22 protein-coding genes and 1 riboswitch are annotated in these 24,876 nt (G+C 71.4%); of the genes, 13 read left to right on the plus strand and 9 right to left on the minus strand.

Annotated elements, in window-relative coordinates; translation table 11 throughout:
- Positions 1 to 59: 59 nt before the first annotated feature.
- The 7 genes from DVR05_RS24790 to DVR05_RS24820 form a co-directional block, all read right to left on the minus strand.
- Positions 60 to 1,331, minus strand: a complete 1,272-nt coding sequence (locus DVR05_RS24790) for a metallophosphoesterase family protein (protein ID WP_116248335.1) — start codon at positions 1,329 to 1,331, stop codon at positions 60 to 62.
- Positions 1,332 to 1,525: 194 nt separating this feature from the next.
- Positions 1,526 to 2,779, minus strand: a complete 1,254-nt coding sequence (locus DVR05_RS24795; protein ID WP_116248336.1) for an arginine deiminase — start codon at positions 2,777 to 2,779, stop codon at positions 1,526 to 1,528.
- The gene (locus tag DVR05_RS28035) at positions 2,731 to 3,270 is read right to left on the minus strand and encodes a DUF6879 family protein (protein ID WP_369974579.1); all 540 of its coding nucleotides are present in this window, start codon (positions 3,268 to 3,270) and stop codon (positions 2,731 to 2,733) included. The genes DVR05_RS24795 and DVR05_RS28035 overlap by 49 nt, the downstream gene beginning before the upstream one ends.
- A gap of 27 nt (positions 3,271 to 3,297) precedes the next feature.
- Complete coding sequence (locus DVR05_RS24805; protein WP_116248337.1) at positions 3,298 to 4,089, minus strand: IS5 family transposase; 792 nt, start codon at positions 4,087 to 4,089, stop codon at positions 3,298 to 3,300.
- A 173-nt stretch (positions 4,090 to 4,262) separates the two neighbouring features.
- On the minus strand, positions 4,263 to 4,664 hold the full coding sequence (locus tag DVR05_RS24810) for a hypothetical protein (protein WP_157982540.1): 402 nt from the start codon (positions 4,662 to 4,664) through the stop codon (positions 4,263 to 4,265).
- A gap of 256 nt (positions 4,665 to 4,920) precedes the next feature.
- Positions 4,921 to 5,139 carry a hypothetical protein gene (locus DVR05_RS24815; protein WP_116248339.1) on the minus strand — a complete coding sequence of 73 codons (219 nt, stop codon included), beginning with the start codon at positions 5,137 to 5,139 and terminating at the stop codon, positions 4,921 to 4,923.
- A 2-nt stretch (positions 5,140 to 5,141) separates the two neighbouring features.
- Positions 5,142 to 5,621 carry an ATP-binding protein gene (locus tag DVR05_RS24820; protein ID WP_116248340.1) on the minus strand — a complete coding sequence of 160 codons (480 nt, stop codon included), beginning with the start codon at positions 5,619 to 5,621 and terminating at the stop codon, positions 5,142 to 5,144.
- 251 nt (positions 5,622 to 5,872) lie between these two features.
- Here DVR05_RS24820 and DVR05_RS24825 point away from each other — a divergent pair, with 251 nt between their 5' ends.
- The 3 genes from DVR05_RS24825 (at position 5,873) to DVR05_RS24840 (ending at position 8,580) form a co-directional block, all read left to right on the plus strand.
- Positions 5,873 to 6,787, plus strand: a complete 915-nt coding sequence (locus tag DVR05_RS24825) for a DUF5753 domain-containing protein (protein ID WP_157982541.1) — start codon at positions 5,873 to 5,875, stop codon at positions 6,785 to 6,787.
- Positions 6,788 to 6,988 carry a DUF397 domain-containing protein gene (locus DVR05_RS24830; RefSeq protein WP_116248342.1) on the plus strand — a complete coding sequence of 67 codons (201 nt, stop codon included), beginning with the start codon at positions 6,788 to 6,790 and terminating at the stop codon, positions 6,986 to 6,988.
- Positions 6,989 to 7,368: 380 nt separating this feature from the next.
- Positions 7,369 to 8,580: an amidohydrolase gene (locus DVR05_RS24840; protein WP_116248344.1), complete on the plus strand. Its 1,212-nt coding sequence runs from the start codon at positions 7,369 to 7,371 to the stop codon at positions 8,578 to 8,580.
- 21 nt (positions 8,581 to 8,601) lie between these two features.
- On the opposite strand, the gene DVR05_RS24845 is transcribed toward DVR05_RS24840, so the two are convergent.
- Entirely contained in the window at positions 8,602 to 9,156 is a 555-nt protein-coding gene (locus tag DVR05_RS24845) for a chorismate mutase (protein ID WP_116248345.1), read from the minus strand.
- Between the two features lie 186 nt (positions 9,157 to 9,342).
- On the opposite strand from DVR05_RS24845, the gene DVR05_RS24850 reads away from it, so the two are divergent.
- On the plus strand, positions 9,343 to 10,731 hold the full coding sequence (locus tag DVR05_RS24850) for an NAD(P)/FAD-dependent oxidoreductase (RefSeq protein ID WP_116248346.1): 1,389 nt from the start codon (positions 9,343 to 9,345) through the stop codon (positions 10,729 to 10,731).
- A gap of 103 nt (positions 10,732 to 10,834) precedes the next feature.
- On the opposite strand, the gene DVR05_RS24855 is transcribed toward DVR05_RS24850, so the two are convergent.
- Entirely contained in the window at positions 10,835 to 11,626 is a 792-nt protein-coding gene (locus DVR05_RS24855) for a hypothetical protein (protein WP_369974580.1), read from the minus strand.
- A 118-nt stretch (positions 11,627 to 11,744) separates the two neighbouring features.
- Here DVR05_RS24855 and DVR05_RS24860 point away from each other — a divergent pair, with 118 nt between their 5' ends.
- The 9 genes from DVR05_RS24860 (at position 11,745) to gcvP (ending at position 24,718) form a co-directional block, all read left to right on the plus strand.
- Positions 11,745 to 13,559: a carbon starvation protein A gene (locus tag DVR05_RS24860; protein ID WP_116248348.1), complete on the plus strand. Its 1,815-nt coding sequence runs from the start codon at positions 11,745 to 11,747 to the stop codon at positions 13,557 to 13,559.
- A gap of 21 nt (positions 13,560 to 13,580) precedes the next feature.
- Positions 13,581 to 13,895 carry a cory-CC-star protein gene (locus tag DVR05_RS24865; RefSeq protein ID WP_198659343.1) on the plus strand — a complete coding sequence of 105 codons (315 nt, stop codon included), beginning with the start codon at positions 13,581 to 13,583 and terminating at the stop codon, positions 13,893 to 13,895.
- Positions 13,892 to 14,842 carry an ArsA family ATPase gene (locus tag DVR05_RS24870; protein ID WP_198659344.1) on the plus strand — a complete coding sequence of 317 codons (951 nt, stop codon included), beginning with the start codon at positions 13,892 to 13,894 and terminating at the stop codon, positions 14,840 to 14,842. The genes DVR05_RS24865 and DVR05_RS24870 overlap by 4 nt, the downstream gene beginning before the upstream one ends.
- 167 nt (positions 14,843 to 15,009) lie before the next feature.
- The gene (locus tag DVR05_RS24875) at positions 15,010 to 15,690 is read left to right on the plus strand and encodes a CDP-alcohol phosphatidyltransferase family protein (protein ID WP_198659345.1); all 681 of its coding nucleotides are present in this window, start codon (positions 15,010 to 15,012) and stop codon (positions 15,688 to 15,690) included.
- Between the two features lie 304 nt (positions 15,691 to 15,994).
- A complete protein-coding gene (locus DVR05_RS24880; RefSeq protein WP_116248368.1) occupies positions 15,995 to 18,499 on the plus strand; it encodes a mannose-1-phosphate guanyltransferase in 2,505 nt (834 codons plus the stop codon).
- Positions 18,500 to 19,103: 604 nt separating this feature from the next.
- Positions 19,104 to 19,649: an FHA domain-containing protein gene (locus tag DVR05_RS24885; protein ID WP_116248349.1), complete on the plus strand. Its 546-nt coding sequence runs from the start codon at positions 19,104 to 19,106 to the stop codon at positions 19,647 to 19,649.
- Positions 19,650 to 19,974: 325 nt separating this feature from the next.
- Positions 19,975 to 20,448: a bifunctional nuclease family protein gene (locus tag DVR05_RS24890; protein ID WP_116248350.1), complete on the plus strand. Its 474-nt coding sequence runs from the start codon at positions 19,975 to 19,977 to the stop codon at positions 20,446 to 20,448.
- Positions 20,449 to 20,914: 466 nt separating this feature from the next.
- Positions 20,915 to 21,403 carry a MerR family transcriptional regulator gene (locus DVR05_RS24895; protein WP_116248369.1) on the plus strand — a complete coding sequence of 163 codons (489 nt, stop codon included), beginning with the start codon at positions 20,915 to 20,917 and terminating at the stop codon, positions 21,401 to 21,403.
- Between the two features lie 220 nt (positions 21,404 to 21,623).
- A riboswitch (glycine riboswitch) is annotated at positions 21,624 to 21,712 on the plus strand.
- Positions 21,713 to 21,913: 201 nt separating this feature from the next.
- Positions 21,914 to 24,718 carry an aminomethyl-transferring glycine dehydrogenase gene (gene gcvP / locus DVR05_RS24900; RefSeq protein ID WP_369974582.1) on the plus strand — a complete coding sequence of 935 codons (2,805 nt, stop codon included), beginning with the start codon at positions 21,914 to 21,916 and terminating at the stop codon, positions 24,716 to 24,718.
- Positions 24,719 to 24,876: the final 158 nt, after the last annotated feature.

Genomic DNA, 24,876 nt, shown 5'->3' on the forward strand with positions numbered 1-24,876 from the left:
AACGGTCAAGCCCGTGACCGGAACGGTGTCCGGGTCACGAGCTGAGGTTAAACGCCAAGCTAGAGGGTGTCGGTCACGACTTTGCCGTCGCTCTTGTCGATGGTGAAGGAGTCCACGACGGTGCCGTCGGGGGTGCGGGCGGTGTAGCGCAGGGTGTCGCCGTCCACCTCCACGGCCTGGTAGGTGGGCGTGTCGGCCAGTTGCACGCGCACCTCGGCGCCGTTGTCGGTCCAGTTGTCCTCGGCAATGTCGTACATCTTGGTGCCCGTCACCGCGACGGTGTAGACCGGACCGGTCTGCACGCGGGGGTCGTCGGTGCCGTTGGCGGCCACGTTGCCGCGACCGTAGGAGTGGTCGTGGCCCTGGAGGACCAGGTCGACGTCGTACTCCTCGAACGTGTCCAACCAGGCGTCGCGCAGGATGCCGTTGTCGCGGGTCGGGCTGTTTGAGAACACCGGGTGGTGGAAGGTGACGACCGTCCAGGGGTGGGGGTTGTCGGCCAGGACGTCCTCCAGCCAGCCCCGCTGGATGTCCGTCCAGATCCGGCTGCCGATCGGCGCGGCCTGCCGGTAGTTGGAGTTGAGGACGATGAAGCGCACGCCCTGGTAGTCGGTGTAGTAGGTGGTGTCGGGCAGGTGGCGGCCCCACGAGCTGGCGCCGTTGCCCGGGGTTGGGAACTGGGGCCGCCAGTAGTCGCTGAGCGAGAGCAGCGCGTACTCGTGGTTGCCCGCGGTGGTGACGTGGTTCATCGTGCCGGTGGCCTCGGCACCGAAGGCCCCGAACCACTCGGTCCACTCCGACTCGCTGTTGGCGTCGTTGACCAGGTCGCCCGCGTGCACGGCCAGCTCCGCCTCGGGTTCGGCGGCCAGGGCCGCCCGCGCCACCGCGGCTCCGCCGGTGGAGATGCCGTTCTGGACGTCGCCGAAGTACAGGAACGTGAAGGGGTCGGCGCCTTCGGAGGCGGTGGTGAAGGTACGCCAGGGGCTGAAGACGGCGCCGTCGCCGACGCGGTAGCGGTAGTCGGTGTCGGGGGCCAGGCCGTCGGCCGTGACGGCGTGGAAGACGCCCCCGACCTCGTCGGTCTGGGCGCCGTCGACGGTGGTGACCTGGTCGGGGGAGGCGGCGGGCGCGATCTCCAGCACGGGGGAGCCGGAGCCGTCCGAACGCCAGGTGACGGTCTGGGAGGTGGAGGGGTCCGCGGTCGGGACGAGGATCACGCGCTCGGGCGCGGTGGCCGCGTCGGCGACGGGGGCCGCCACCGCGACGGAGGTCAGGGCCAGCAGGGTCGCGCCGAGCGCGGCGAGGGTGTGACGGACGGCGGGGTGGGACACCGGGTGCCTTTCTGCGGGGGAACGCTGACGCAGCGACGGTAGCTGCCCCCCGGCAACACGGTGTGAATCCTCTGTGACCATCCGTCGCGGCGTGGTGAACCCCGGGTATGCGTGCCGTTTCCCGCCCAGGACACCGGTGTGCGCGGGCGCCCCGGACCGGGCCGCCCGTTCCGCGGGGTGCGTCCTGGACGGGTTCAGTCCAGCGGGTCGCGGGACAGCGGGCAGGTCATGCAGTGTCCGCCGCCGCGCCCGCGGCCGAGTTCGGCGCCGACGATGGTGACGACCTCGACCCCGGCCCTGCGCAGCGCGGCGTTGGTCAGGGTGTTGCGGTCGTAGGTGAACACCACGCCCGGCTCCACCGCGACGGCGTTGTTCCCGCTGTCCCACTGCTGGCGTTCGGAGGCGTAGACGTCGCCGGCGGTCTCCACCACACGCAGCCGGGGCAAACCCATGGCGTCGGCGACCACGTCGACGAAGCGGGCGTCCCCCTCGTCGGTGACCTCCACCCCCGGAGCCCGGTCGGAGGGCCGGAGGGAGAAGGCGCGGATCCCGTCGACGATCGCCGGGTGCACGGTGACCAGGTCGCGGTCGGCGAAGGTGAACACGGTGTCCAGGTGCATCGCCGCGCGGAGCCGGGGCATGGCGGCCACGACGACGCGATCGGCCGCCCGGGCGTCGAACAGGGCCTTGGCGAGCTGGGTGATCGCCTGGCGGGAGGTGCGCTCGCTCATCCCGACGAGGACGGCCCCGCCTCCCACGGGCATGACGTCGCCGCCCTCCAGGGTGGCCCGCCCCCAGTCCTGTTCGGGATCGCCCCACCACACGGCCGAGCCCGCCAGCTCCGGGTGGAACCGGTAGACCGCCTTCATGAGCAGGGTCTCGCCGCGCCGGGCGGGCCAGTACAGCGGGTTGAGCGTCAGTCCACCGTAGATCCAGCAGGTGGTGTCTCGGGTGTAGAGCGTGTTGGGCAGCGGTGGCAGCAGGTATTCGCGGTCGCTGCGGGCCTCCCGGGCCATCGAAGCGTGGTCGGTGCGCAAGTCGGCGGGAAGGTCGGAGACCGCCAGGCCGCCGATGAGGTGGCGTGCCAGCTCCCTGTCCGGGAGGGGGTCGAGGTAGGCGCGGGTGCCCTCGACCAGCCCCAGCCCGACCTGGTTGGGGGTGATCGTGCGGTCCAGGAGCCAGGCCCGGGCGCCGGGGACGGCCAGGGTCCGCCCCAGCAGGTCGTGTAGCTCGACGACCTGCACACCCCGGTCGGTCAGCTTGTCCACGAAGTCGAGGTGGTCGCGCTGCGCGGCCTCGACCCACATCACGTCGTCGAACAGAAGTTCGTCGGAGTTGGTCGGGGTGAGCCGCTCATGGGCCAGACCCGGGGAACACACGAGGACCTTGCGCAACCGTCCTACCTCGGAGTGGACGCCGTGCGCGGGTGCGGTGGAGCCGACTGGCATGCGCTCTGCCTTTCTCGCGGGGTGATCCGTCCGGAGCCGGTCATGGACCCCACGACCGGGGTCACGAGGCTGCGGAGGCCGCCCCTGTCGACGAGGTGTCGTCCCCAGGCGGGAGCCGGGGGACCGATCACGCTCGCCCGGTGATGCTCGCAGTGATTCTCCGAGTGTTCACGCAGACACGCTGGGTCTTCGCGTGTGCGGTCACAGGGGTCGCATGTCGGCGTCGAAACGCTTCTGGTGCTCACCGAAGGGACGGCGGCGGGCAGGGATCGATCGCGGACTGCGTTGGCCTGGACGATCTGAGCTGGATCGGTCACGAGTTCGGGGGCCAGCCTCCGGACGTCGGAGTCGTAGTTCATGCGCACGAGCCGGTGCGAGTCGAAGGGCCAGTAGTCGAAACGAGGGAGGCCCCCGGGCCAGGATGAGCCGTCCGCCACGGGGAGGATGTTGACGTCCTCGCCCGCCCTGACGTTGGCGCGGTAGGCCCACACGCACTCGAACCTCAGAGGGCGTCTTGCTTATGTGGCTGGTGGTGTGCCCGGTTCGGTGGGAGCGTCCCGCCATATCGGGGTGTTCCCACCGGTCAGGCGACGGCTCATGACGTCGATCATGGCCCAGTGGACCATCGACCGGGCGTGCCCGGAACGGGCCTCGTGGTCACGGGTCAGACGGCGGTGCAGCACCAGCCACCCGAACGTCCTCTCCACCGCCCACCGGCGGGGCAGTACCCGGAAGCCGCGCTGGCCGGGCTCCCTGGCCACGGCCTCGATGGTGATCCCGGCCCGTGCGGCGTGCTCGGCGAACCGGGTCTTGTAGCCGCTGTCCACCCAGGCGTGGGCGGCGATGACGATCACGGCCAGCAGCAGCCCCGGGGTGTCGGTGGCGATGTGGCGCTTGCGGCCTTTGACGCGCTTGCCCGCGTCATAGCCCTGCTCGGACTCGGCGACGTTGGAGGAGGTGGGCACGGTCTGGGCGTCGATGATCGCCGCGGTGGGCTCGTCCTTGCGCCCGCTCGCGTGGCGGGTGCGTCGGCGTAGCAGGTCGTGGATGCGTTCGGTGGTGCCGTCGGCCTGCCAGGCGGAGAAGTAGCCGTAGACGGTCTTGTGGGGCGGGAAGTCGTGGGGCAGGTACTCCCAGGCGATGCCGGTGCGGTTGACGTAGCCGATGGCGTTGACGATCTCGCGCAGGTCGTGGGTGGGTTTCTTGATGCCCAGGCCGCGTCGGGCCTCACGCCAGGCGGTGAGTGTCGGTTCGATGAGCGCCCAGCGTTCGTCGGACAGGTCGGTGCGGTGGGGGCGTCGGGAGGCCATACCCGGTGGATTACCAGTAGATCACCGGTCGTGGGACGGTGTCGCGGTGGTCCCGGATCCTTCGATCGGGATGATCCGGGGCTAAAACAAGCAAGACGCCCTCTGAGAAGCACACATGAGAGGAGGGGTGCCGCAGCCCCCCGCGGTCTGCGGCACCCCTGGCCCGTGGAGGACTACACGAGCCCGGGCAGGCACTCGCGGGCGGGCGTGGGCTTCCACGCGAGGTCGCGTTCGACGACGTGCGGAGGAGTCCCGGCGCGTGACAGCCGCAGCGCTTCGAGCCGGGTCAGATCGATACGCCCCCATTCACCGCCTTCGGGGTCGCAGCGGAGCCAGGCGAACCCGAAGGCCCACCAGCGACCAGGGGTGTGCCTGTCCTCCCAGAGTTCGGTCACCCACCAGTCGGCCGACGGTGAGAAGTAGTGCAGGTGCACGATGGCCTCCTCCAGGGGCAGGTCGTCCTGCCCGAGATCGCCGGGGATGAGGGCGCGCTCCTCGGGTGGAGGGATGAGGTCGTGTCCGCGCAGATGGCGGTTGACCTCGGGCACCGTGCTGGGGCCGGTGTTCTTTGGCATGGTGTCTCGCCTCGATGCGGAAGATTTCAGAGGGTTCGTGTGACCGCGCGGATGAGTTCCTCGGGGGTGTCGGCGCAGACCAGGCACATACGGCCGGTGTGCGCCGCCCAATACTGTCGGGTGTGCCGTCCGAACCAGACCGTCCAGCCCCGGCGGCGCAGGTCAGCCGCCGACAGACGGGGTTCGGGTTCGGGTCGGGTGATCGGACTCGACCAGCGAGGGAAAGCGCTCGTCGGTCGGGTCCGCTCCACGGCGATCACCGGGCACCGGCCGACGGGCGCCCCAGGGCCTCGCGCAGGGCAACCGGGGTGGCGGCGGTGACCAGATCGGGGGAGCGGGGACAGCAAGGACGGGCGCGGGTGGCGGTGAACACCGGGCGTCCTCGCTCGTCGTGGAGCTCACAGATCAGGTGCTCGGGGAACTCGGCGCGCAGCCGCTGTACCTCACGGCTGGGGTGGAGGCTGTACCCGGTCATGCTCACCACCCGCACGCTTCACGCCGCACGGCACCGGATCGGGGGAGGGGCTCGGACCGCTGGCGGAGCGGGGACCGCTGTGGTGGCTCCCATTCGAGGGTGAAGTAGACGGCGGGGCCGCAGCCGGTGCGTTCGACACCCCACGTGTCCGCGAGGCTGTTGACCAGGAACAGGCCGCGGCCGTGCTCGGCGTACGGGTCGGCGGGTACGACCTCCAGGCGGGGGACGGCGGGTCCACCGGTCGCGCGGACGGCGACGCGCAGACAGTTCGCGTACATGAAGACGGAGACGAAGAAGGCTCCGCCGCCTCGCCCGGCGGGGTCGTGCAGCAGGGCGTTCGTGGCGATCTCGCTCAGGATCAGCAGGGCGTCGTGCCGGGGGGATTCGGGCACCCGAGCCAGGTCCAACCGCTGCCCGAGCCAGTCCCGGGCGTCCCTGACCGAGGTCAGCGCGCTGGGGAAGCGGCCCAGGAAGCGCCTCATCTCGGGGTGATTCGGGGGTTTGTGTACGGGAGCGCTACGCTCGTTCACAGGTCCTCACCTGTCCCTATCAGGTTCGAGGGCTCAGGCCCTGGTCTGGTGTGTCCGCACCCGACCAGGGCCGTTTTGTTGCGCACGGGCATCAGGAACTTCAGGAAGCCACCCCTGAGCTGTGCTCTTGGTCTCTATCATCAACACTACAAGGGGTAAGTGCAAGAGATCTTTAATAGTTCGTCGCATTTTTAGTTCAGATGATGAGGCTGGAGGCTGGCAAGATGGGCCGACGTACACCGAACGACGCCATGAGTGGAGTGACTATGAGGACGCGGCTCAGCCTGTCCGTCCGGGGGAAGCGCCTGCTGCGCGAGCTGCGGCGTCTTCGCGACGAGCGGCGGATGAGTCCTGAGGAGGTCGCCGGGCAGCTCGGATGGCACAAGACGAAGCTGTACCGGATCGAGCGTGGCGAGAGCCGCCTGATCCTTGATGACCTGGACGAGCTGCTGGAGCTCTACGGGGTGCGCTCTCCGGAGCGTGAGTCGCTCTTCCAACTGGGCAAGGACGCCTGGAAGCGTGGTTGGTGGCTGGCCTACCGCGACCTCTACCAGGGTGAGAGCTTCTTCGTGATGGAGAACGACGCCGCGAAGATCAGTGTCTATGCCCCCAACCTCCTGCCTGGGCTCCTCCAGACGGCGGACTACGCACGTGCCGTCATCAGCGCGCTCGATCCTCAAGGGGAGGCCGCCGAAGTGGATCGCCAGGTGGCAGTACGGATAGAGCGACAGGGTGTGCTGGCGCGGCAGGAGCCCCCGGAGGTCGTTGCGGTCCTTGACGAGAGCGTCCTTCGGAGGAGAGTGGGGGATCGCGATGTGCACTGTGAGCAGTTGCGGAGGCTTCTTGAGCTGGCCGAGCGACCGAACGTGACGATTCATGTGATCCCCTTGGACGCAGGGGTGTACATGGCCCAATCAGGTCAGTTCACGCTCTTCGAGTTCCCAGATGCCGAAGACGCGCCTGTCGCCTACCAGGAGGGCCTCTTCGGTGATGTCTACGTCGAAGACGCGGAAGACGTGGCGCGGTATAGGCTGGCAGCCTCGAAGACGACTGACGCGGCACTGAGCGTTGACGCCAGTGTCGCGTTCATCCGTGGTGTGCTGAAGGAGACTGAATAGATGGCTGCCCAGCCTACGCAGGTGCACTGGCGCACGAGTACCTACAGCGGCGCTGGCAAGGAGTGCGTCGAGGTGGCGGACGTCGAGTCCCGTTCGCTCGTGCGCGACTCGAAGCGGCCTGAGCTGGGGCACCTGGCATTCGCCTCGGGGGAGTGGAGCACCTTCGTCTCCTCCCTCAAGGGCACGGCGAACCCCTCCTGACCGCAGATCGCGTCGAACCCCGGGAACGCCGTGCTCCCGGGGCTCCGTCATGCGGTCACGGAAGCCCGTGAAGGTCGTCGAGGTGTCTGAGGCGGGCGCGTAGCTCCCGTGCGGCCCTGGGCCTCATCGCGTTGACCAGGGTGTGGAGGAACTCCCGTGCCGTCACGGGGTGATGGCAGCAGTACCAGACACAGTCGTCCTCCGTGTCGTTCCATGGTGTCCGCACGAGGGCGCGGGCGTGCCTCTCCCCCACGGGGAGCACCTCTTCGGTGATCCCCGGCCACAGGCGGGGGTGGCGCCGGACCGGCACACCGTGCCATGCTGCCGTGTCATCCGGTCATCCGACCGTGACACGAACCCCCGGAGTGGAGAGGCCCGCCATGCCCCAGCAGGTCGAAACGAAGGTGTTCCGCGACGTCAGGCCGATGGGAGGCGAACCCGTCGACCTCGTGGTCTCCGGCGGGGTGGTCACCTCCGTGGCCGACGCCGGAACGGCTGGGGCCGGGACCGTGGTGGACTGCGGCGGCCGCCTGGCCCTGCCCGGCCTGGTGGACGCGCACATCCACCCCGACAAGACCACCTGGGGCGAACCCTGGGTCTCGCGGCGCGCGGCGCGCGGCATCGCCGACCTCGGCGAGCAGGACGCCGAACTCTTCCGCACCCTGCCCACCCCCGTCGGGGTCCGCGCCGAACGCCTCATGGCGCACGCCGCCGCCCTCGGCACCCGCGCCATGCGCGCCCACGCCGACGTCGCCCCCGCCTACGGCCTGGCCGGGCTCGAAGGAGTCCGGAGTGCGGCGGCCAACCTGGCGCACGCCACCCGGGTGCAGACCGTCGCCTTCCCCCAACACGGCGTCCTGCGGGCGCCGGGCACCGCCGACCTCCTGGCGGAGGCGGCCCGCTCCGGACTGGCCGACCTGGTCGGCGGCATCGACCCGGGCACCTTCGACGGCGACCTGGACGGCCAGCTCGACCTCGTCTTCGGGATCGCCGAGCGCCACGGGGTGGGCGTCGACCTCCACCTGCACGACCGGGGCGAGCCCGGCCACGCGGCCCTGCGCGCCATCATCGACCGCACCCGCGCGCTGGACATGCGCGGCCGGGTGACCGTCAGCCACGCCTTCCGCGTCCCCGAACTGAGCGGCGACGACCTGCGCCGCCTGGCCGAGGACCTGGCGGAGGCCGGGATCGGGCTGACCACCGTCGCACCCAGCCCCGCGAGCGTCCTGCCCACCGGGGCGCTGCGCGAGCGGGGCGCCGTCGTGGGCGTCGGCTCGGACGGCGTCCGCGACGCCTGGAGCCCCTTCGGCGACGCCGACATGCTCCACCGCGCCCACCTGCTCGCCCGCTCCCTGCGCGCCCGCTTGGACGACGAACTCACCGACGCCTACCTCACCTGCGCCCACGGCGGCGCCGACCTGCTGGGCCTGGCGCGCGCCGACCTCACCCCGGGGTCCGCCGCGGACTTCCTCCTGGTCGAGGGCGAGTGCGTCCCGCAGGTGGTCGTGGACGTGCCGCGCCGGTGGGCGGTCGTGCACGGCGGGAACGTGGTGGCCCGGGACGGCGTCCTGTTGGGCCGGGAGGGGGACTGAGCGGCCGGTCCGCGTACCGACTCAGTCGCAGACCGAGGGCAGCGCGCGGACCAGCCCGGTCGTGTGCAGCGGGTCGAACCCGTATCCGGCGGCGACGCGGTGGGTGTCCCGGGCCAGCGTGTCGAAGCAGCCCGGCCTGGCCCGCAGCTCCTCGGTGGCCTTGAGCTCCGCCACGAGCTCGGCGGTGATGCGGTCGAGCACCGGCCGCAGCTCGGACAGGTCGGGTTCCTGGAGCGGGGCCCGGCCGGGGTCGCGACGCCACTGGGCGATCAGCCCGCGCTGCACGAACTTGTTGGCCTCGATCTGGTCGCGCATCACCGCGGTCGCCACGTGCGGGTCCAACCTGGCGCGGCGGGCCTGCTCCGCCACCGCGGCCAGGATCTGCTCCTCACGCGCCGGATCGTCGATCTCGGCGCCCGTGTGCCACTTGGCGGCGGCGACCGCCTCGGCGACGGTGACCCGCTCGGCGGACAGCTCCACCAGGTCCCCGAGCCCGCCCCCGACACCCGCTCTGGCGGGAGCGGCGAGGAGCGTCGCGGACAGGGCCAGGGTGACGGGGAGCACGAGCGCACGCACGGTCGTTCCTTGGGTTCGGTGGTCGAGGGACTCATGAATCTAACAGAAAGTGATCACTCGATGATCGTGTGTCGCAGTCGGGGGAGGTGGGTGTGTGCGAGGGCACGTCGGGGTGTCGGCCACTGGTGTGTCCGTTTGTGCACATAGAGTCACGATCGTTGGCTGGTACCGGCGAGAGGACGCACGATGGCTGACCCGGCAGACGTCAGCGAGGAGACCACCCAGGCCCCGGCCGCCGAGGAGGGGGCGGCGCGCGAGGCCGAACCGCGCGGCCGCGAGGCCGGGCCCGGCAGGGGGCACACCATCGTGGTGGGCGCCGGGATGGCCGGTCTGGCCGCCGCCAACCGGCTCGCGGACGCGGGGGAGCGGATCACCGTCGTCGAGGCCCGCGACCGGACCGGCGGGCGCGTCCACTCGATCCGGACCTGGGAGGGCTTCACCATCGACGCGGGCGCCTCCTGGATGCGCGGCGAGGAGAACAACCCGCTCGCCGCGCTGGTCCGCGAGGTCGGTGCCCGCACGGCCGTGTTCAACCGCTCCACCGAGACCGCCTACGACCCCAAGGGCCGCAGGCTCCTCTTCGACCGCCACCGCCGCAACATGGAGGACGTCAACCTCCTCCACGAACACATGTACTGGGCCAACGTCGGCGCCGACCCCAGCGAGTCGATGGAGGAGGGCATCCAGCAGGCCCTCTACGACGCCAACCTGGTCCGGGCGCGGGCCAGGGACGCGAGCGAGATCGTCCACCGGATCATCGAGGCCGACCACGGGGCCGACGCCTCGGAGGTCGCCTTCAGCGCCGTGGCCGCGCTGCACGAGTTCAGCGGCGACGACGTCGTCTTCCCCGACGGGATGAGCCAGCTTACCGACCACCTGGCCCGGGGGCTGGACGTGCGCCTGGAGCACGTGGTCCTGGGGATCTCCCACGACGACGAGGGCGCCTCGGTCCGCGTCGAGACCCCGGAGGGGGAGGAGACCCTGACCGCGGACCGCGTCCTGATCACCCTGCCGCTGGGCGTGCTCAAGGCGGGACAGGTGGAGTTCTCACCCGGCCTGCCCGGCGCCAAGAAGGACGCGATCGAGCGCCTGGGCAACGGCCGTCTGGAGAAGCTGTTCCTGTTGTTCGACGACGTGTTCTGGGGCGACGCCGAGGTCATCGTGCACCTGGGGACGGAGGAGGGGACCTGGTTCCACTGGTACGCGGGCCAGCGCATCCGGGGCGTCCCCGTCCTGGTCTGCCGCAACGGGGGCAACGCCGCGCGCTTCCTGGCCCGGATGGAGGAGGGGGACGTGGTCGAGCACGCGATGGCGTCGCTGCGCTCCCTGTTCCGCAAGGCCCCCGACCCCGTCGACCACTACCTCACGCACTGGATGCAGGACCCGTTCGCCCGGGGCGCCTTCTCCTACACGGCCGTCGGGTCGGGGGACGAGGACCGCGAGGCCCTCGCCGAACCGGTGGACGGCCGGTTGTTCTTCGCGGGGGAGGCCACGGAGATCGAGCACACCGCGACCGTGCACGGCGCGCTGCTGTCCGGACTGCGCGAGGCCGACCGCGTCCTCGGCGTGGAGTAGGGACGGAGCCCTCCTTGGGCCTTCACCGGGCTTCGGCCCGCCCTCACCCACCACCCCCGACGACGCCTGCGGCGCGGTTCCACCCGCCCTGTTCGGGCGTCCCTCAGCGCACCAGCCGACGTTCGGCGGCGGTGATCCCGGCCCGGCAGGCGCGCTCCACCCGGCGGTGGTTGCGCAACCGCTCGAACAGGCCGAACGGCTGGGGCGCGGGGTCCGGGCCGCCCTCGGCCTCGGCGATCTCCAGGGTCTGCCCGCGCAGGGAGCCGGTCCTGCTCCACCGGTCCCACCGCTCGTAGTCCGGGCTGGCCTGGTGGCCGAAGACGAACGCGGCCCCGCCGTCCCCGTCCAGGTTCCGGCCGTCGCGCGGCCACAGTTCCACCCTGTCGCCCGCTCCGCCCGACCAGTCCGGCGCGGTGACCACGTCCACGCTCACGTCCGCGTCGACCTCCCGGACCAGCAGCGCGTCGCTCGCCCGGGTGCGGGCGGGGACGCGGCGGACACGGTCGACGTCGACCAGGCTCACCACGGCCCGCGACATCCACCACCAGTTCTCCCGGCGCGCCATGAGGCTGCCCGCACGCAGCCGGGTCGGCGGATGCTTGCGCACCTCCTGCTCGACCAGGTCCCCGCCGAACTCCGACCCGTCCAGGTCCAGGCGGACCCGGATCCGGCCGGTGGCGACCAGCGTCGGCTCACCGGGACCGGCTGCCGTGGTCAGGCAGAACGCCGCCCGGTTGACCAGGGAGTCGACGAGGGGCAGGTAGGCCAGGGGCAGCGCCACGCAGGGGTGGTCCGCCAGCAGCGGAACGACCGGGACCCCGACGGGCCCGTCGTCGGACAGCCAGCACATCTCACCAGCGGGGGAACGCCGCCACGCCGTGTCCCAATCGTTCACTTCGAACCTTTTCCGTGACGTGGCCCTCATGTTAACTTCTCGGGACTGTACCCACATCCCCCATCCCCAGCACCCACGGGTCAGCCACACCGGGGTGCCGACACCCAAGGAACCCCCCATGCCTGCCGTAGCCGTCCTCCTCGGGGCCCTGGCGCTGTTCGCGCTCGGCTACCGCTTCTACTCCGTCTACCTGGCCAAGCGGGTCTACCAGCTGGACCCCGCCTTCGTGACACCGGCCCACACCTACCGGGACGGGGTGGACTACCTCCCCACCAACAAGCACATCGTCTTCGCCCACCACTTCATCTCCGTGGCCGGGGCCGCGCCCATCGTCGGCCCGGCCATCGCCGTGTTCTGGGGGTGGGGGCCGGCGCTGCTGTGGGTCGTGCTGGGCACGATCTTCGCCTCCGGCGCGCACGACTTCGGGTCGATCGTCGTGTCGGTGCGGCACAAGGGCCGCGGTATCGGCACGCTCGCCAGCGACGTGATCAGCGCGCGGGCACGCGTCCTGTTCCTGCTGATCATCTTCTTCCTGGTGACCATGGTCAACGCCGTGTTCGCCGTGGTCATCGCCGGTCTGTTCATCGCCACCCCCGAAGCGGTCCTGCCGGTGCTGGTCACCGTCCCGCTGGCGATCGGCGTCGGCCAGGTGGTCTACCGCCGACGTACGGCCGCGCTCCTGCCGTCGGTCATCGCGCTCGTGGTCGTCTACGCCTGCATCCCGCTCGGCCAGATGGTGCCGATCACCGTCGACCCGGTGGCCGGAGCCCTGGGGGTCGACGCGTCGCTGGTGTGGATGGTCCTGCTGTTCACCTACACCTTCTTCGCCTCGCGCCTGCCCGTGTGGATGCTGCTCCAGCCGCGCGACTACATCAACCAGCACCAGATGATGCTGGCGCTGGCCATCATCATGCTCGGCGTGGTCGTCGGGATGGACAGGATCGAGGCGCCCGCCTTCCGCGACGTGCCCGACGGCTCCCCGGCGATCTTCCCGCTGCTGTTCATCACGATCGCGTGCGGTGCCGTGTCCGGCTTCCACAGCCTGGTCGCCTCCGGCACCACGGCCAAGCAGCTGGACAAGGAGACCGACGCCCGCTACGTCGGCTACCTCAGCTCCCTGGGCGAGGGCACCCTCGCGGTCTGCTCGATCCTGGCCTGCACCGCCGGGATCATGGTCCTGTCCACCAACCAGGACACCACCTGGACCCAGCTGTACGTGGACTGGGAGACCGCCGGGACGGGGGCGGGCGGCCGGTTCGTCCAGGGCGTGGCCGGGTTCGCCGCCAACGTCGGGGTCCCCGAGAGCATGGGCCTGATCTTCGCCAGCGTCGTGGTGATCAGCTTCGCCGCCACCTCCCTGGACACCGCCGTGCGCCTGCAGCGCTACACCATCCAGGAGATCAGCACCATCGTGGCGGACCGGACGAACGAGGGCGGCGCGGCCCACCGGGCGTTCGCCTTCCTGTCCCGCAGCACCACCGTCGCCACGCTGATCACGGTCGGCCTGGCCCTGTCCCTGGCCCTGGTGCCCGGCAACTTCGCCCTGGGCACCCTCTGGCAGCTGTTCGGCACCACCAACCAGCTGACCGCGGGCCTGGCACTGGCGGTCATCGCGGTCTGGGTGACCAAGCGCGGCCGCAACCCGATCGTCATCCTCGTCCCGCTGGTCTTCCTCGTGGTGATGACCTCCTGGGCGCTCGTCATCCAGCTGCTCACCTTCGTCGGCTCCGACGACCCCCTCCAGCGGTTCGTGCTCGCCCCGCTGGACCTGGCCATCTTCGGCCTGGCCCTGTGGATGACCGCCGAGGCCGCCGCGGCCCTGCGCCGCGCCTTCCTGTCCCGCCGGACCGGCCCCGCCGATGCCACCGCTGCGCGGGAGGACGCGCGGAAGGTGCCCGAGACCTCCGCCGAGGGGACCGACGGCGATGACTGACCACCGGTCGGACGCCCCCGCGTGAGCACCGGCCCCACCACCGCCGCCGGGCCCGGCCCCCTGGGTCGGGCCTGGCGGCGCGCCGTCTCCTCCTGGCGCCGCTTCGAGACCTTCCACCAGGCGGTGTTCGAGGCTCGGTGGGGGCACGCCCGCCAGCGCGAGGCCCGCACCCAGCAGGACACCTTGCGGGCCCTGCTCATGCTGGAGACCCTGGGTGTGGACAACCCCGTCGCCTACGAGACCCTCGACCTGATCCCGTACATGGTCGCCGACCTGCACGAGTGGCACCAGCGCCTGGGCCGCGAGGACTTCGGCGCCCCCGGAGGCTGCTGTTGACCACCCCACCCCCCGACCCCTCGGCCCCGCCCCCTCCCGCCGCGCCGATCACCTTCGTCGGCGGCAAGGGCGGCGTCGGCAAGACCACCCTGGCCGCCGCGCACGCCCTGGCCCTGGCCGACGCGGGCCGCTGCGTCCTGGTGCTGTCCACCGACCCCGCCCACTCCCTGGGCGACGCCCTGGACAGACCGCTGTCCGACGAGCCCGCGCCGGTCGCGCCCGGCCTGTGGGCGGCCGAGCCCGACGCCGACGCCGCCGTGCGCCGCCGGATCGCCCGGGTCGCCGAGGACGCGCGCCGCGCCGTCCCCCGCGAGGTCATGCCCGCCGTGCACCGCCACCTGGAGCAGGCGGGCGCCAGCCCCGGCATGGCCGAGTCCGCCCTGGCCGACCTGCTCGTCGATCGTATGGAGGAGGTCGGCCGGCGCTGGGACCACCTGGTCGTGGACAGCGCCCCGACCGGGCACCTGCTGCGCCTGCTCCACCTGCCCACGCTGCTGACCCCCTGGGTGGCGGGCCTGACCCGCCAGCGCGAGCGCGCCCGCCGGGCCGAGGCGCTGGCCGACGTCGTCGGCGGCGGACATGAGGCCGACGACCCCTTGCTGGAGCGGCTGCACGCCCGACGCCACCGGCTGGAACGGGCCGCCGCCCGACTGCGCGAGGACGCCGTCGTCACCCTGGTCACCCTGCCCCGCCGCATGGTGCTCGCCGAGACCGAACGCGCCGTCGACCGGCTCTCCGAGGCCGGGTTCCGGCTCACCCCCGTCATCGTCAACCAGATCCCGCCGGACGGCGCGGCCGGACCCGACGGAGCGGAGGCCCTCGCGCTGACCCAGGAGAGGTTCGCGCACCTGGGCGTGGTGCGGGTGCCCCTCCAGGACACCGAACCGACCGGACCGCGGCGGCTGCGTCGGCTCGTGCCGTTCCTGGGCGCCGTCCCGGCCCGGTGAGCAGCCCGGGCACGGCCGCGATCGGCCCGCCACCGGCCGCGGACGACCCCCGCAAGGCACGTCACACCAGGTGGCTGCCGTGATGGCGGGAAAGGGCCCCACCGCCCGCTATCGTTGGCGCTATGGGGCGATCCGGGGAAGACGGCAGAGGCGAGGCGGGGGGCGACGTGGCCAGACCGGTGGTCAGTGACCGGATCTGGACGATCCCGAACCTGTTGAGCATGCTCCGACTGGTGGGTGTTCCGGTCTTCCTGTGGCTGGTGCTGGGTCCGCGCGCCGACTGGTGGGCCCTGCTGGTGCTCGCCTTCGCCGGGCTCAGCGACTGGCTGGACGGCAAGATCGCCCGCGCCTGGAACCAGACCTCGCGGCTGGGGACGGTGCTCGACCCGCTCGCCGACCGGCTCTACATCTTCGCCGCGCTGCTCGGCCTCGTCGTCCGGGGCATCATCCCGTGGTGGCTGATGGGCATCCTGGTGCTGCGCGACGTCCTCATCCTCGGAGCGCTGCCGCTGCTGCGGCATTTCGGCTACGGCCCCCTGCCGGTGAACTTCGCGGGCAAGGCCGCAACGTTGTGCCTGTTGTACGCGTTCCCGCTGCTGTTCATCGCGGGACACACGTCGATCGTCTCAGATGTGGCGCGGATTATAGGTTGGGCGTTCGCTCTGTGGGGAACTGCTCTCTATTGGTGGGCCGGACTGCTTTATGCCGTACAGGGGCTGCGCCTGATCGCCCAGACCCGCCGCGACGAACGCGCTGATCACACCGGTGGCCGGACGGGCACCGAGGACAGCGACCCAGCGCGGCCGCAGCACGGATCGACCCGATCCAACCGACCAGGCGACCGCTGACGGAGGACCCCGGGGCGGAATCCGAGGACGAACGGACGCACCACGAATTCGGAACCGGACCCGGTTCCGACCCCGACCCGGGCAGACCGGCGGAACGGCTCACCGCGAATCCTGTCGGATCGAGAGGGAGTGTCATCTCCGCCATGAGAACATGTCCCACCGCGTGCGACGACGCGCGCTCCCACCCCCGCGTCGCGACCTTCGACGGCACCGCTGTACGGAGGTCCCGGCGATGACCGACACCAGCGCCCACAGCGGCCCCGACCGCAGCGGCGACGCCGCCGACACCCCGGCCACACCCCCGATGAAGGCCGTCGTGATGGCGGGCGGCGAGGGCACCCGTCTGCGCCCCATGACGGCCAACCAGCCCAAACCCCTCCTGCCGGTGGTCAACAAGCCCATCATGGAGCACGTCCTCCGGCTGCTGCGCAAACACGGCTTCACCGAGACGGTGGTGACCGTCCAGTTCCTGGCCACCCTCATCCGCAACCACTTCGGGGACGGTGAGGAGCTGGGCATGAAGCTCCACTACGTCGCCGAGGAGGTTCCCCTCGGAACCGCGGGCAGCGTCAAGAACGCCGAGGAGTACCTGCGCGGCGAACCGTTCATCGTCATCTCCGGCGACGCGCTCACCGATATCGACCTCACCGACATGGTGCGCTTCCACAAGGAGCGCGGCGCCAAGGTCACCATCGCCCTCAAACGGGTCCCCAACCCGCTGGAGTTCGGGATCATCATCGTGGACGAGCAGGGCCGCATCCAGCGGTTCCTGGAGAAGCCCACGTGGGGCCAGGTCTTCTCCGACACCGTCAACACCGGCATCTACATCATGGAGCCGGAGGTCCTCGACCGCGTCGCCGAGGGCGAGGTCGTGGACTGGTCCGGCGACGTCTTCCCCGAGCTGCTCAAGGAGGGCGAGCCCCTCTACGGCTACGTCGCCGACGGCTACTGGGAGGACGTCGGCACCCACGAGAGCTACCTCAGCGCCCAGGCCGACGTGCTCTCCGGCCGCGTCGACGTGGACATCGACGGCTTCGAGGTGTCGCCGGGCGTGTGGGTCGGCGAGGGCGCGCAGGTCGACCCGAACGCCGTGCTCAAGGGTCCGCTGTACATCGGCGACTACGCCAAGGTCGAGTCCGGGGCGGAGCTGCGCGAGTACACCGTGGTGGGCAGCAACGCCGTGGTGCGCGCCGACGCCTTCTGCCACCGCACGGTCCTGCACGACAACGTGTTCGTCGGGCGCGGCGCCAACCTGCGCGGCACGGTGATCGGGAAGAACACCGACGTCATGGCCGCCGCCCGGATCGAGGAGGGCGCGGTCGTGGGCGAGGACTGCGTCATCGAGTCCGAGGCCTACGTGCACAACGACGTCAAGGTCTACCCGTTCAAGACCATCGAGGCCGGTGCGGTGGTCAGCACCAACGTCGTGTGGGAGTCGCGCGGGCAGCGCTCGCTGTTCGGTCCGCGCGGGGTGTCCGGCCTGATCAACGTCGAGATCACCCCCGAACTGGCGGTGCGGTTGGCCAACGCCTACGCGACCACCCTGAAGAAGGGCGCGATCGTCACCACCTCCCGCGACGTCTCACGGGCGGCGCGCACCCTCAAGCGGGCGGTGATCAGCGCGCTGACGGCGGCCGCGATCGACGTGCGCGACCTGGAGGTCGTGCCGCTGCCGGTGGCGCGCTTCCACACCTCCCAGAGCGGGGTCAGCGGCGGCATCCACCTGCGCACGAGCCCGGGGGACCCGGAGTCGGTGGACATCCTCTTCCTCGACGGGCAGGGCGCCGACCTGTCGCCCGCCTCCCAGCGCAAGCTGGACCGGGTCTTCTCCCGGGCGGAGTACCGGCGGGCCTTCCCCGGGGAGATCGGGGAGCTGACCTTCCCCTCGCGCGGGGTGGAGAACTACTCGCACGACCTGCTGCGCGCGGTGGACACCAGCGGTGTGGCCGAGGCCGAACTCAAGGTCGTGGTCGACTGCGCGGGCGGGACGGGCTCGCTCATCCTGCCGTCCCTGCTGGGGCGGATCGGGGTGGACGTGCTCACGGTGAACAACCGGCTGGACGAGGCGTCCCCGACCGACACAGCGGCCAAGCGGATGCGCGACCTGGAGCGGCTGGGCGAACTCGTGGCCAGTTCCGGGGCCGACTTCGGCGTCCGGTTCGACCCGGTGGCCGAGCGACTGGCCGTCGTGGACGAGAACGGCGAGCTGGTCGACGGCGGGCGGGCGCTGCTGGTCGTGCTGGACCTGGTCGCCGCCGAGCGCGGCGGCGGCACGGTGGCGCTGCCGGTCACCACCACCAGGGTGGCCGAGCGGGTGGCCGGCGCGCACGGGGTCTCGGTGCGGTGGACGGCCACGGCCACCGACGAGCTGACCAAGGCCGTCCGGGCGGGGGAGGAGGACATCGTCTTCGCCGGGGACGGCCGGGGCGGGTTCGTCATCCCCGAGTTCAGCCCCACCAGCGACGGCATCGCCGCCTTCGTGCGGCTGCTGGGCCTGGTGGCGCGCACCCGGCGCTCCGTGGGCCAGATCGACCGCGCCATCCCGCAGGCGCACCTGCTCCGCCGTTCGGTGCCCACCCCCTGGGCGGTCAAGGGCAGCGTCATGCGGGCCGTGGTGGAGGCCGCCGGGGACCGGGAGCTGGACACCACCGACGGGGTGCGGGTCCTGGAGGCCGACGGTAGTTGGGCGCTCGTCCTGCCCGACACCGCCGAGGCCGCGACCCATCTTTGGGCCGAAGGTCCCGACCCCGACACCGCGCACCGCCTGCTGGACGAGTGGGCGGCCGTCGTGGAGCGGGCCGAGGGCTGACCGATCGCCGCGCGGGTGGGGACGGGACCCGTCCCCACCCGCGCGGCGTGTCCATCGAGGGGACACCGTCCCCACCCCGGCGCGAAAGTTCCCGTTAAACTGGACATAACGGCAGGTCATCGTGGTGGGGGAAAGTTCGCGCGAATCCGTTTGGCTCAGTCGCGAACCAATCCGCCCCGCACGGCATCAGCACCAGAGCAGGTGTCCATCTCGACGGGGGCGGACATCGGCGGAGACGGTGCCCCGGGTGCCGGGTCCGCCGTCCCCTCCGCCGCGGGCGGGTCCGGGCGCCCACGGCAGGCCGAGGTGGAGCAAAACCCTTCCTGGACAGGGATATGGTTTAAAGTCGAGTGTTCCCTGACGCACCGCGTCACCACCGGGCGGGCACCCCAGCGACGGCGGACCCGGGCCGGGGGTGACAAGGAGTACAACATGGGGGATGAGACCAAGCGACCGACCGTGTGAGGCGCACCGCTGCCCGCCAGCGGGCTGTCTCGCCACGCTCCGGGCGGTGTTCGGGTGAGCAACCCGTACGGCGTCCGGGACGTGTCACCGATCAGCCGAATCAAGCACCGCCCCGTGCGGTAGGAGGCCGAGCCGACCTATGTCGAGCGTTTACTGCACGCAGTGCGGTCACGCCGTTGCGGATGATGCCCGTTTCTGCTCCTACTGTGGGACTCCCATTCGCAGGCCCCAGCAGCAGACCCCACAACCTGGTGCGGGTGGGGACTCCGCCGGCGATGTCACGTCCACCATCTCGATCTCCGGGATCCAGGCCCTCGAGGAGGAGGAGTCGACCGGTGACGAGTTGGCGGCCGACGACCCGGCCAACGCCGACGCTCTTCCGCCGGGCACGGCGCTGCTCGTCGTGCGGCGCGGTCCCAACGCCGGGAGCCGGTTCCTGCTGGACAGCGACGTGACGACCGCGGGGCGCCACCCCAACAGCGACATCTTCCTCGACGACGTGACCGTCTCGCGCAGGCACGTCGAGTTCTTCCGTCGCGGTGACGGTTTCGGGGTCCGGGACGTGGGCAGCCTGAACGGCACCTACGTCAACCGCGAGCCCGTCGACGAGGCCGCCCTGGGCGGTGGGGACGAGATCCAGATCGGCAAGTTCCGCATGGTCCTGCTGACCAAGCCGCGCCGCTGACCGGCGCGGTGACCAGGGGAAGGTGGGGCTGGAGCCGAAGGCCCCGGCCGAGGGCGGTGGTCCCATCTTCCCGAGAGGCGGTCATGGAGACGACGGACGGGTGGGGCTGGGGCAGGAGGCCCTCGGCCGGGGGTGGTAGCCTCCCCGCGAATCGGCCGCCACGGCGATGGTGGGCGACGGGCGGGAGGGCCGAGCAGGTTTGCGGGCCCCCGCCTCCGGAGAGCTTTGTAACGAAGGGTGCCGATTTCGCCCTCGGGTCCTGATCCAAACGGGGGAGCAGGGACGAGCGCCCATCCGGCATGACGACTCGTGGGACGGAGCCGCTGTGAAGCACATGGAGGTCGTCGGCGTCCGGGTTGAGATGCCCTCGAACCAGCCGATTGTCCTGCTCAAGGAATCCGACGGAGACCGCTACCTCCCGATCTGGATCGGCGGGGTGGAGGCCACGGCGATCGCACTCGCGCAGCAGGGGGTGGCGCCCGCCCGGCCGCTCACCCACGACCTGTTCCGGGACGTGCTGGAGGCACTCGACACCGGGTTGCAGACGGTGAACATCACCGGCCTGAGCGACGGGATCTTCTACGCCGAACTGGTGTTCAGCAACGGGGTGGAGGTCAGCGCGCGGCCCTCCGACTCGATCGCGCTCGCGCTGCGGACCGGCACGCCGATCTACGCCCACGAGGACGTGATCGACGAGGCCGGGATGCCGATCCCCGACGAGCAGGAGGACCAGGTCGAGGCGTTCCGGGAGTTCCTGGACAACATCTCGCCCGAGGACTTCGGTCGGCGTACCGAGTAGGGTCCCGCCAGGCCGCGCGGCGGGCCGGTTCCGCCGCGCCCGTGGTGTGCCCGAGGACGGGTCCACCCCGGCGACACAGCTGTGACCTGCGGCTTCGTCGGGCTCGGTACTGATAGATTGGATTGTCGGGGCAAGGGAGGGGACGTGGTGGTCACGGCCGGGGCCTCCGGGCGGCCGCGGATCGGGCCCGGTGCGGATCCGGGACGCGCGCGACGCGCGTACTTGGCGACGCGCCGCGTGCCTTCGTTGACGCTGCCGGTCGGTCGTCCTACGGTCGGTGCAGTGGAACCCACGGCGCACCCTTTCCCTGAGTGGACATCCCCTGTCGACACCGCCGTGGGACGAGGAGCCGGAGGTCGGCGTGGCGGTAGCGGGCGGCAAGCGGGAGACCCATGACAGGCGGTCCGCGCTGCGGCTAGCGGGGCAGCAGGGCCTACTGTGCGAAGAGGACGTGGTGGCGCTGCCGATGGACGTCGGGTACAGGGGGCCAGCGGCGTGTACCGCCGCCGGGATCACCTACCGTCAGCTCGACTACTGGGCCAGAACCGGCCTGGTCGAGCCGAGCGTGCGCGCCGGAGCCAACAACGCCCCCCTGTACAGCCTCCCCGACATCCTGTTGCTGAAGGTCGCCAAACGCCTTCTGGACACGGGTATCTCCCTCCAACAGATCCGCACCGCCGTCGACCATCTGCGTGGCAGGCCCGCCCACGACCTGGCCAGCATCACGCTGATGAGCGACGGCGTCAGTGTCTACGAGTGCACCTCGCCCGACGAGGTCGTCGACCTGATGCAGCGCGGACAGGGCATGTTCGGGCTGGCGCTGGGCAACGTGTGGCGGGAACTGGAGGAGGCGCTGGGCGTGGTCCCGGCCGAGGACCGCGCCGACCTGCCCGCCGCCCCGCCCCAGCCGGTGGACGAGCTGGCGCGCCGCCGCCGGGAGCGCCGCACGGGTTGACGGCGGCCCGCGACCGCGCGGTGGGGAGTGTCCGGCGGGCGATCGGGAACAGCGGTGTGTGAGGACCGCCCCGAGCGGGGAGCCGGCGGGGCGGGCGCCGGGGACACGCCAGACCCTGGCTCGGCTCCCGACGCGGCTATCGAGTACCGTTTGGTCACGGCAGGGATGAAAACCGACATTCACCCTGTCCATACATTCACACACAGCGTCAACAGGCCGTCAATACCACGCGGGAGAGACCCCGGCAGGGGCGCCGACGGGGCAATACTCCCCAGTAACCTCTCAGGCACCACGGACCGCGTGGAGGAGGCCGCTCTGAAGCCTGGGCCGCGCCGTGCCCGGTGACAGAGGGGGAGACCGTGAGGAACGCGCCGACCCGCTCGGCCCTGTCACCAGGAGGTCTCCGTGCCTGACCAGTCCACGCCAGACCCGACGCCGCACACGCCCGGCACCCCCGCGCGGGTCTTCGCCGACCGCCACATCGGACCCACCCCCGCCGAGACCGCGGAGATGCTCAAGACCGTCGGCTACGGCTCCACCGCCGAGCTCATGGCCGCCGCCGTCCCCGAGTCCATCCTCACCGGCCCGGGCCGCAGCGCGCCGCTCGACCTGCCCGAGGCGCTCGGTGAGGCCGAGGCCCTCGCCGAACTGCGGAACCTGGCCGACCGCAACCAGGTGCGCACCTCACTGATCGGTCTGGGGTACTACGACACCGTCACGCCGCCGGTCATCCTGCGCAACATCATGGAGAACCCGGCCTGGTACACGGCCTACACGCCCTACCAGCCCGAGATCTCCCAGGGGCGGCTGGAGGCCCTGCTCAACTTCCAGACGATGGTCTGCGACCTGACCGGCCTGCCCGTCTCCGGCGCCTCCCTGCTGGACGAGGCCACGGCCGCCGCCGAGGCCATGACGCTGGCCCGGCGCGCCTCCAAGAGCAAGGCGGACGTCTTCGTCGTCGACTCCGACGTCTTCCCCCAGACCCTGGACGTGCTGCGCACCCGTGCCGAGCCCCTGGGCATCGAGGTCGTCGTCGCCGACCTGTCCCAGGGCCTGCCCGACGGTGACGCCTTCGGCGTCCTGGTGCAGTACCCGGCCGCCAGCGGTGTCGTGCGCGACCCGAGCGGGATCATCGCCGCCGCCCACGAACGCGGAGCGCTCGCGGTCGTGGCCGCCGACATCCTCGCGCTCACCCTGCTGCGCAGCCCCGGTGATCTGGGCGCCGACATCGCGGTGGGCTCCACCCAGCGCTTCGGCGTCCCGCTCGGCTTCGGCGGCCCGCACGCCGGGTACATGGCGGTCGGCGAGAAGCTGCGCCGCCAGCTGCCCGGCCGCCTGGTCGGCGTCTCGGTGGACGAGTCGGGGCGTCCCGCCTACCGCCTCGCCCTCCAGACCCGCGAGCAGCACATCCGGCGGGAGAAGGCCACGAGCAACATCTGCACCGCCCAGGTGCTGCTCGCGGTCATGGCCGGGATGTACGCCGTCTACCACGGCCCCGACGGCCTGCGCGCCATCGCCCGCCGGGTGCACACCCGCGCCGCCGCGCTCGCCGACGGCCTGACCGAGCGCGGCTTCGAGGTCGTGCACGACGCCTTCTTCGACACCCTGCGCGTGCGCGTGCCCAGCTCCGCCGCAGTCATCGAGCGCGCCCTGGAAGCCGGGTACAACCTCCTGGCCGTCGACCAGACCACGGTCGGCGTCAGCGTGGACGAGACCACCACCCCCGCCGACCTGGAGCGGGTGCTGGAGTCCTTCGGCGAGTTCGAGCGCGGCTCCTCCCGGGCCGGGCTGACCGTCGACGAGAGCGCCGACCGGGTGCCCGCCGACCTGCGCCGCGGCGTGGACTACCTCACCCACCCGGTGTTCAACACCCACCGCAGCGAGACCTCCCTGCTGCGCTACATGCGTCGCCTGTCCGACCGCGACCTGGCCCTGGACCGCACGATGATCCCGCTGGGCTCGTGCACCATGAAGCTCAACGCCACCGCCGAGATGGAGGCCGTCACCTGGCCCGAGTTCGCGCGGCTGCACCCCTTCGCGCCGCTGGAGCAGGCGGCGGGCAGCGTGGCGCTCGTCCGCGACCTGGAGTCCTGGCTGGCCGAGGTGACCGGATACGACGCGGTCTCCCTCCAGCCCAACGCCGGGTCCCAGGGCGAACTCGCCGGTCTGCTGGCGATCCGCGGCTACCACCGCTCCCGGGGCGAGGCCCACCGCGACGTGTGCCTCATCCCCAGCTCCGCGCACGGCACCAACGCCGCCAGCGCCGTCATGGCCGGGATGCGCGTGGCCGTCGTGGCCTGCGACTCAGGCGGCAACATCGACCTGGCGGACCTGCGCGCCAAGACGGAGAAGCACGCCGGGGACCTGGCGGCCATCATGGTCACCTACCCCTCCACGCACGGCGTGTACGAGGACACCATCACCGAGGTGTGCCGCCTGGTCCACGAGGCGGGCGGTCAGGTGTACGTGGACGGCGCCAACCTCAACGCGCTGCTCGGCTGGGCCAAGCCCGGCGAGTTCGGGGCCGACGTCAGCCACCTGAACCTGCACAAGACCTTCTGCATCCCGCACGGCGGCGGCGGTCCCGGCGTCGGCCCGGTGGCGGTGCGCTCGCACCTGGCCGGGTTTCTGCCCAACCACCCGGGCCAGCCCGAGGCGGGCCCGCACACGGGGGTCGGCCCGGTCTCGGCCGCGCCGTTCGGATCGGCGGGCATCCTGCCGATCTCCTGGGCCTACATCCGGATGATGGGGGAGGACGGGCTGCGCGCGGCCACCGAGACCGCCGTACTGTCGGCGAACTACCTGGCCAAGCGCCTGGAGTCGCACTACCCGGTGCTCTACACCGGCGCCAACGGCCTGGTGGCGCACGAGTGCATCATCGACATCCGGCCGCTCCAGAAGGTCAGCGGGATCAGCAACGAGGACGTCGCCAAGCGGCTCATGGACTACGGGTTCCACGCGCCGACGATGTCGTTCCCGGTGGCGGGCACCCTGATGGTGGAGCCCACCGAGAGCGAGAACCTCGCCGAGCTGGAGCGGTTCGTCGAGGCGATGATCGCCATCCGCGAGGAAATCGACCGCGTGGCCTCGGGGGAGTGGGACGCCGACGACAACCCGCTGCGCAACGCCCCGCACACCGCCGAGGCGGTGACCGCCGACACGTGGGAGCACGGCTACGGCCGCTCGGAGGCGGCCTACCCGCTGCCGTCGCTGCGCCAGGACAAGTACTGGCCGCCGGTCGGTCGGATCGACCAGGCCTACGGTGACCGCAACCTGGTCTGCTCCTGCCCGCCGCCGGAGTCCTTCGAACTCTGACGGTCGACCGCTTCCGTGGGAGGGGATCCGTGGTGGTCCCCTCCCACGGGTGTGTCCGGTCGCCGGGGCGCCGCGCGTCCGCGCGGGGAGACGCCGGAGGAGCCCGTGCGGCCCGGGACGGTCATGGGATCACCACGGGAATCGTTTCGCGGTTGATG

This window comes from Nocardiopsis sp. FIRDI 009 (assembly GCF_003386285.1).
GTDB lineage: Bacteria > Actinomycetota > Actinomycetes > Streptosporangiales > Streptosporangiaceae > Nocardiopsis.

What these genes read in the sequence shown, in the direction of transcription:
- DVR05_RS24795 (WP_116248336.1), bottom strand. Translation starts at nt 2,779, where the DNA reads ATGCCAGTCGGCTCCACCGCACCCGCGCACGGCGTCCACTCCGAGGTA.
- DVR05_RS24825 (WP_157982541.1), top strand. Translation starts at nt 5,873, where the DNA reads ATGAGGCTGGAGGCTGGCAAGATGGGCCGACGTACACCGAACGACGCC.
- DVR05_RS24810 (WP_157982540.1), bottom strand. Translation starts at nt 4,664, where the DNA reads ATGCCAAAGAACACCGGCCCCAGCACGGTGCCCGAGGTCAACCGCCAT.
- gcvP (WP_369974582.1), top strand. Translation starts at nt 21,914, where the DNA reads ATGCTCAAGACCGTCGGCTACGGCTCCACCGCCGAGCTCATGGCCGCC.
- DVR05_RS24860 (WP_116248348.1), top strand. Translation starts at nt 11,745, where the DNA reads ATGCCTGCCGTAGCCGTCCTCCTCGGGGCCCTGGCGCTGTTCGCGCTC.
- DVR05_RS24805 (WP_116248337.1), bottom strand. Translation starts at nt 4,089, where the DNA reads ATGGCCTCCCGACGCCCCCACCGCACCGACCTGTCCGACGAACGCTGG.
- DVR05_RS24880 (WP_116248368.1), top strand. Translation starts at nt 15,995, where the DNA reads ATGAAGGCCGTCGTGATGGCGGGCGGCGAGGGCACCCGTCTGCGCCCC.
- DVR05_RS24815 (WP_116248339.1), bottom strand. Translation starts at nt 5,139, where the DNA reads ATGACCGGGTACAGCCTCCACCCCAGCCGTGAGGTACAGCGGCTGCGC.
- DVR05_RS24840 (WP_116248344.1), top strand. Translation starts at nt 7,369, where the DNA reads ATGCCCCAGCAGGTCGAAACGAAGGTGTTCCGCGACGTCAGGCCGATG.
- DVR05_RS24885 (WP_116248349.1), top strand. Translation starts at nt 19,104, where the DNA reads ATGTCGAGCGTTTACTGCACGCAGTGCGGTCACGCCGTTGCGGATGAT.
- DVR05_RS24820 (WP_116248340.1), bottom strand. Translation starts at nt 5,621, where the DNA reads ATGAGGCGCTTCCTGGGCCGCTTCCCCAGCGCGCTGACCTCGGTCAGG.
- DVR05_RS24830 (WP_116248342.1), top strand. Translation starts at nt 6,788, where the DNA reads ATGGCTGCCCAGCCTACGCAGGTGCACTGGCGCACGAGTACCTACAGC.
- DVR05_RS24850 (WP_116248346.1), top strand. Translation starts at nt 9,343, where the DNA reads ATGGCTGACCCGGCAGACGTCAGCGAGGAGACCACCCAGGCCCCGGCC.
- DVR05_RS24895 (WP_116248369.1), top strand. Translation starts at nt 20,915, where the DNA reads ATGGACGTCGGGTACAGGGGGCCAGCGGCGTGTACCGCCGCCGGGATC.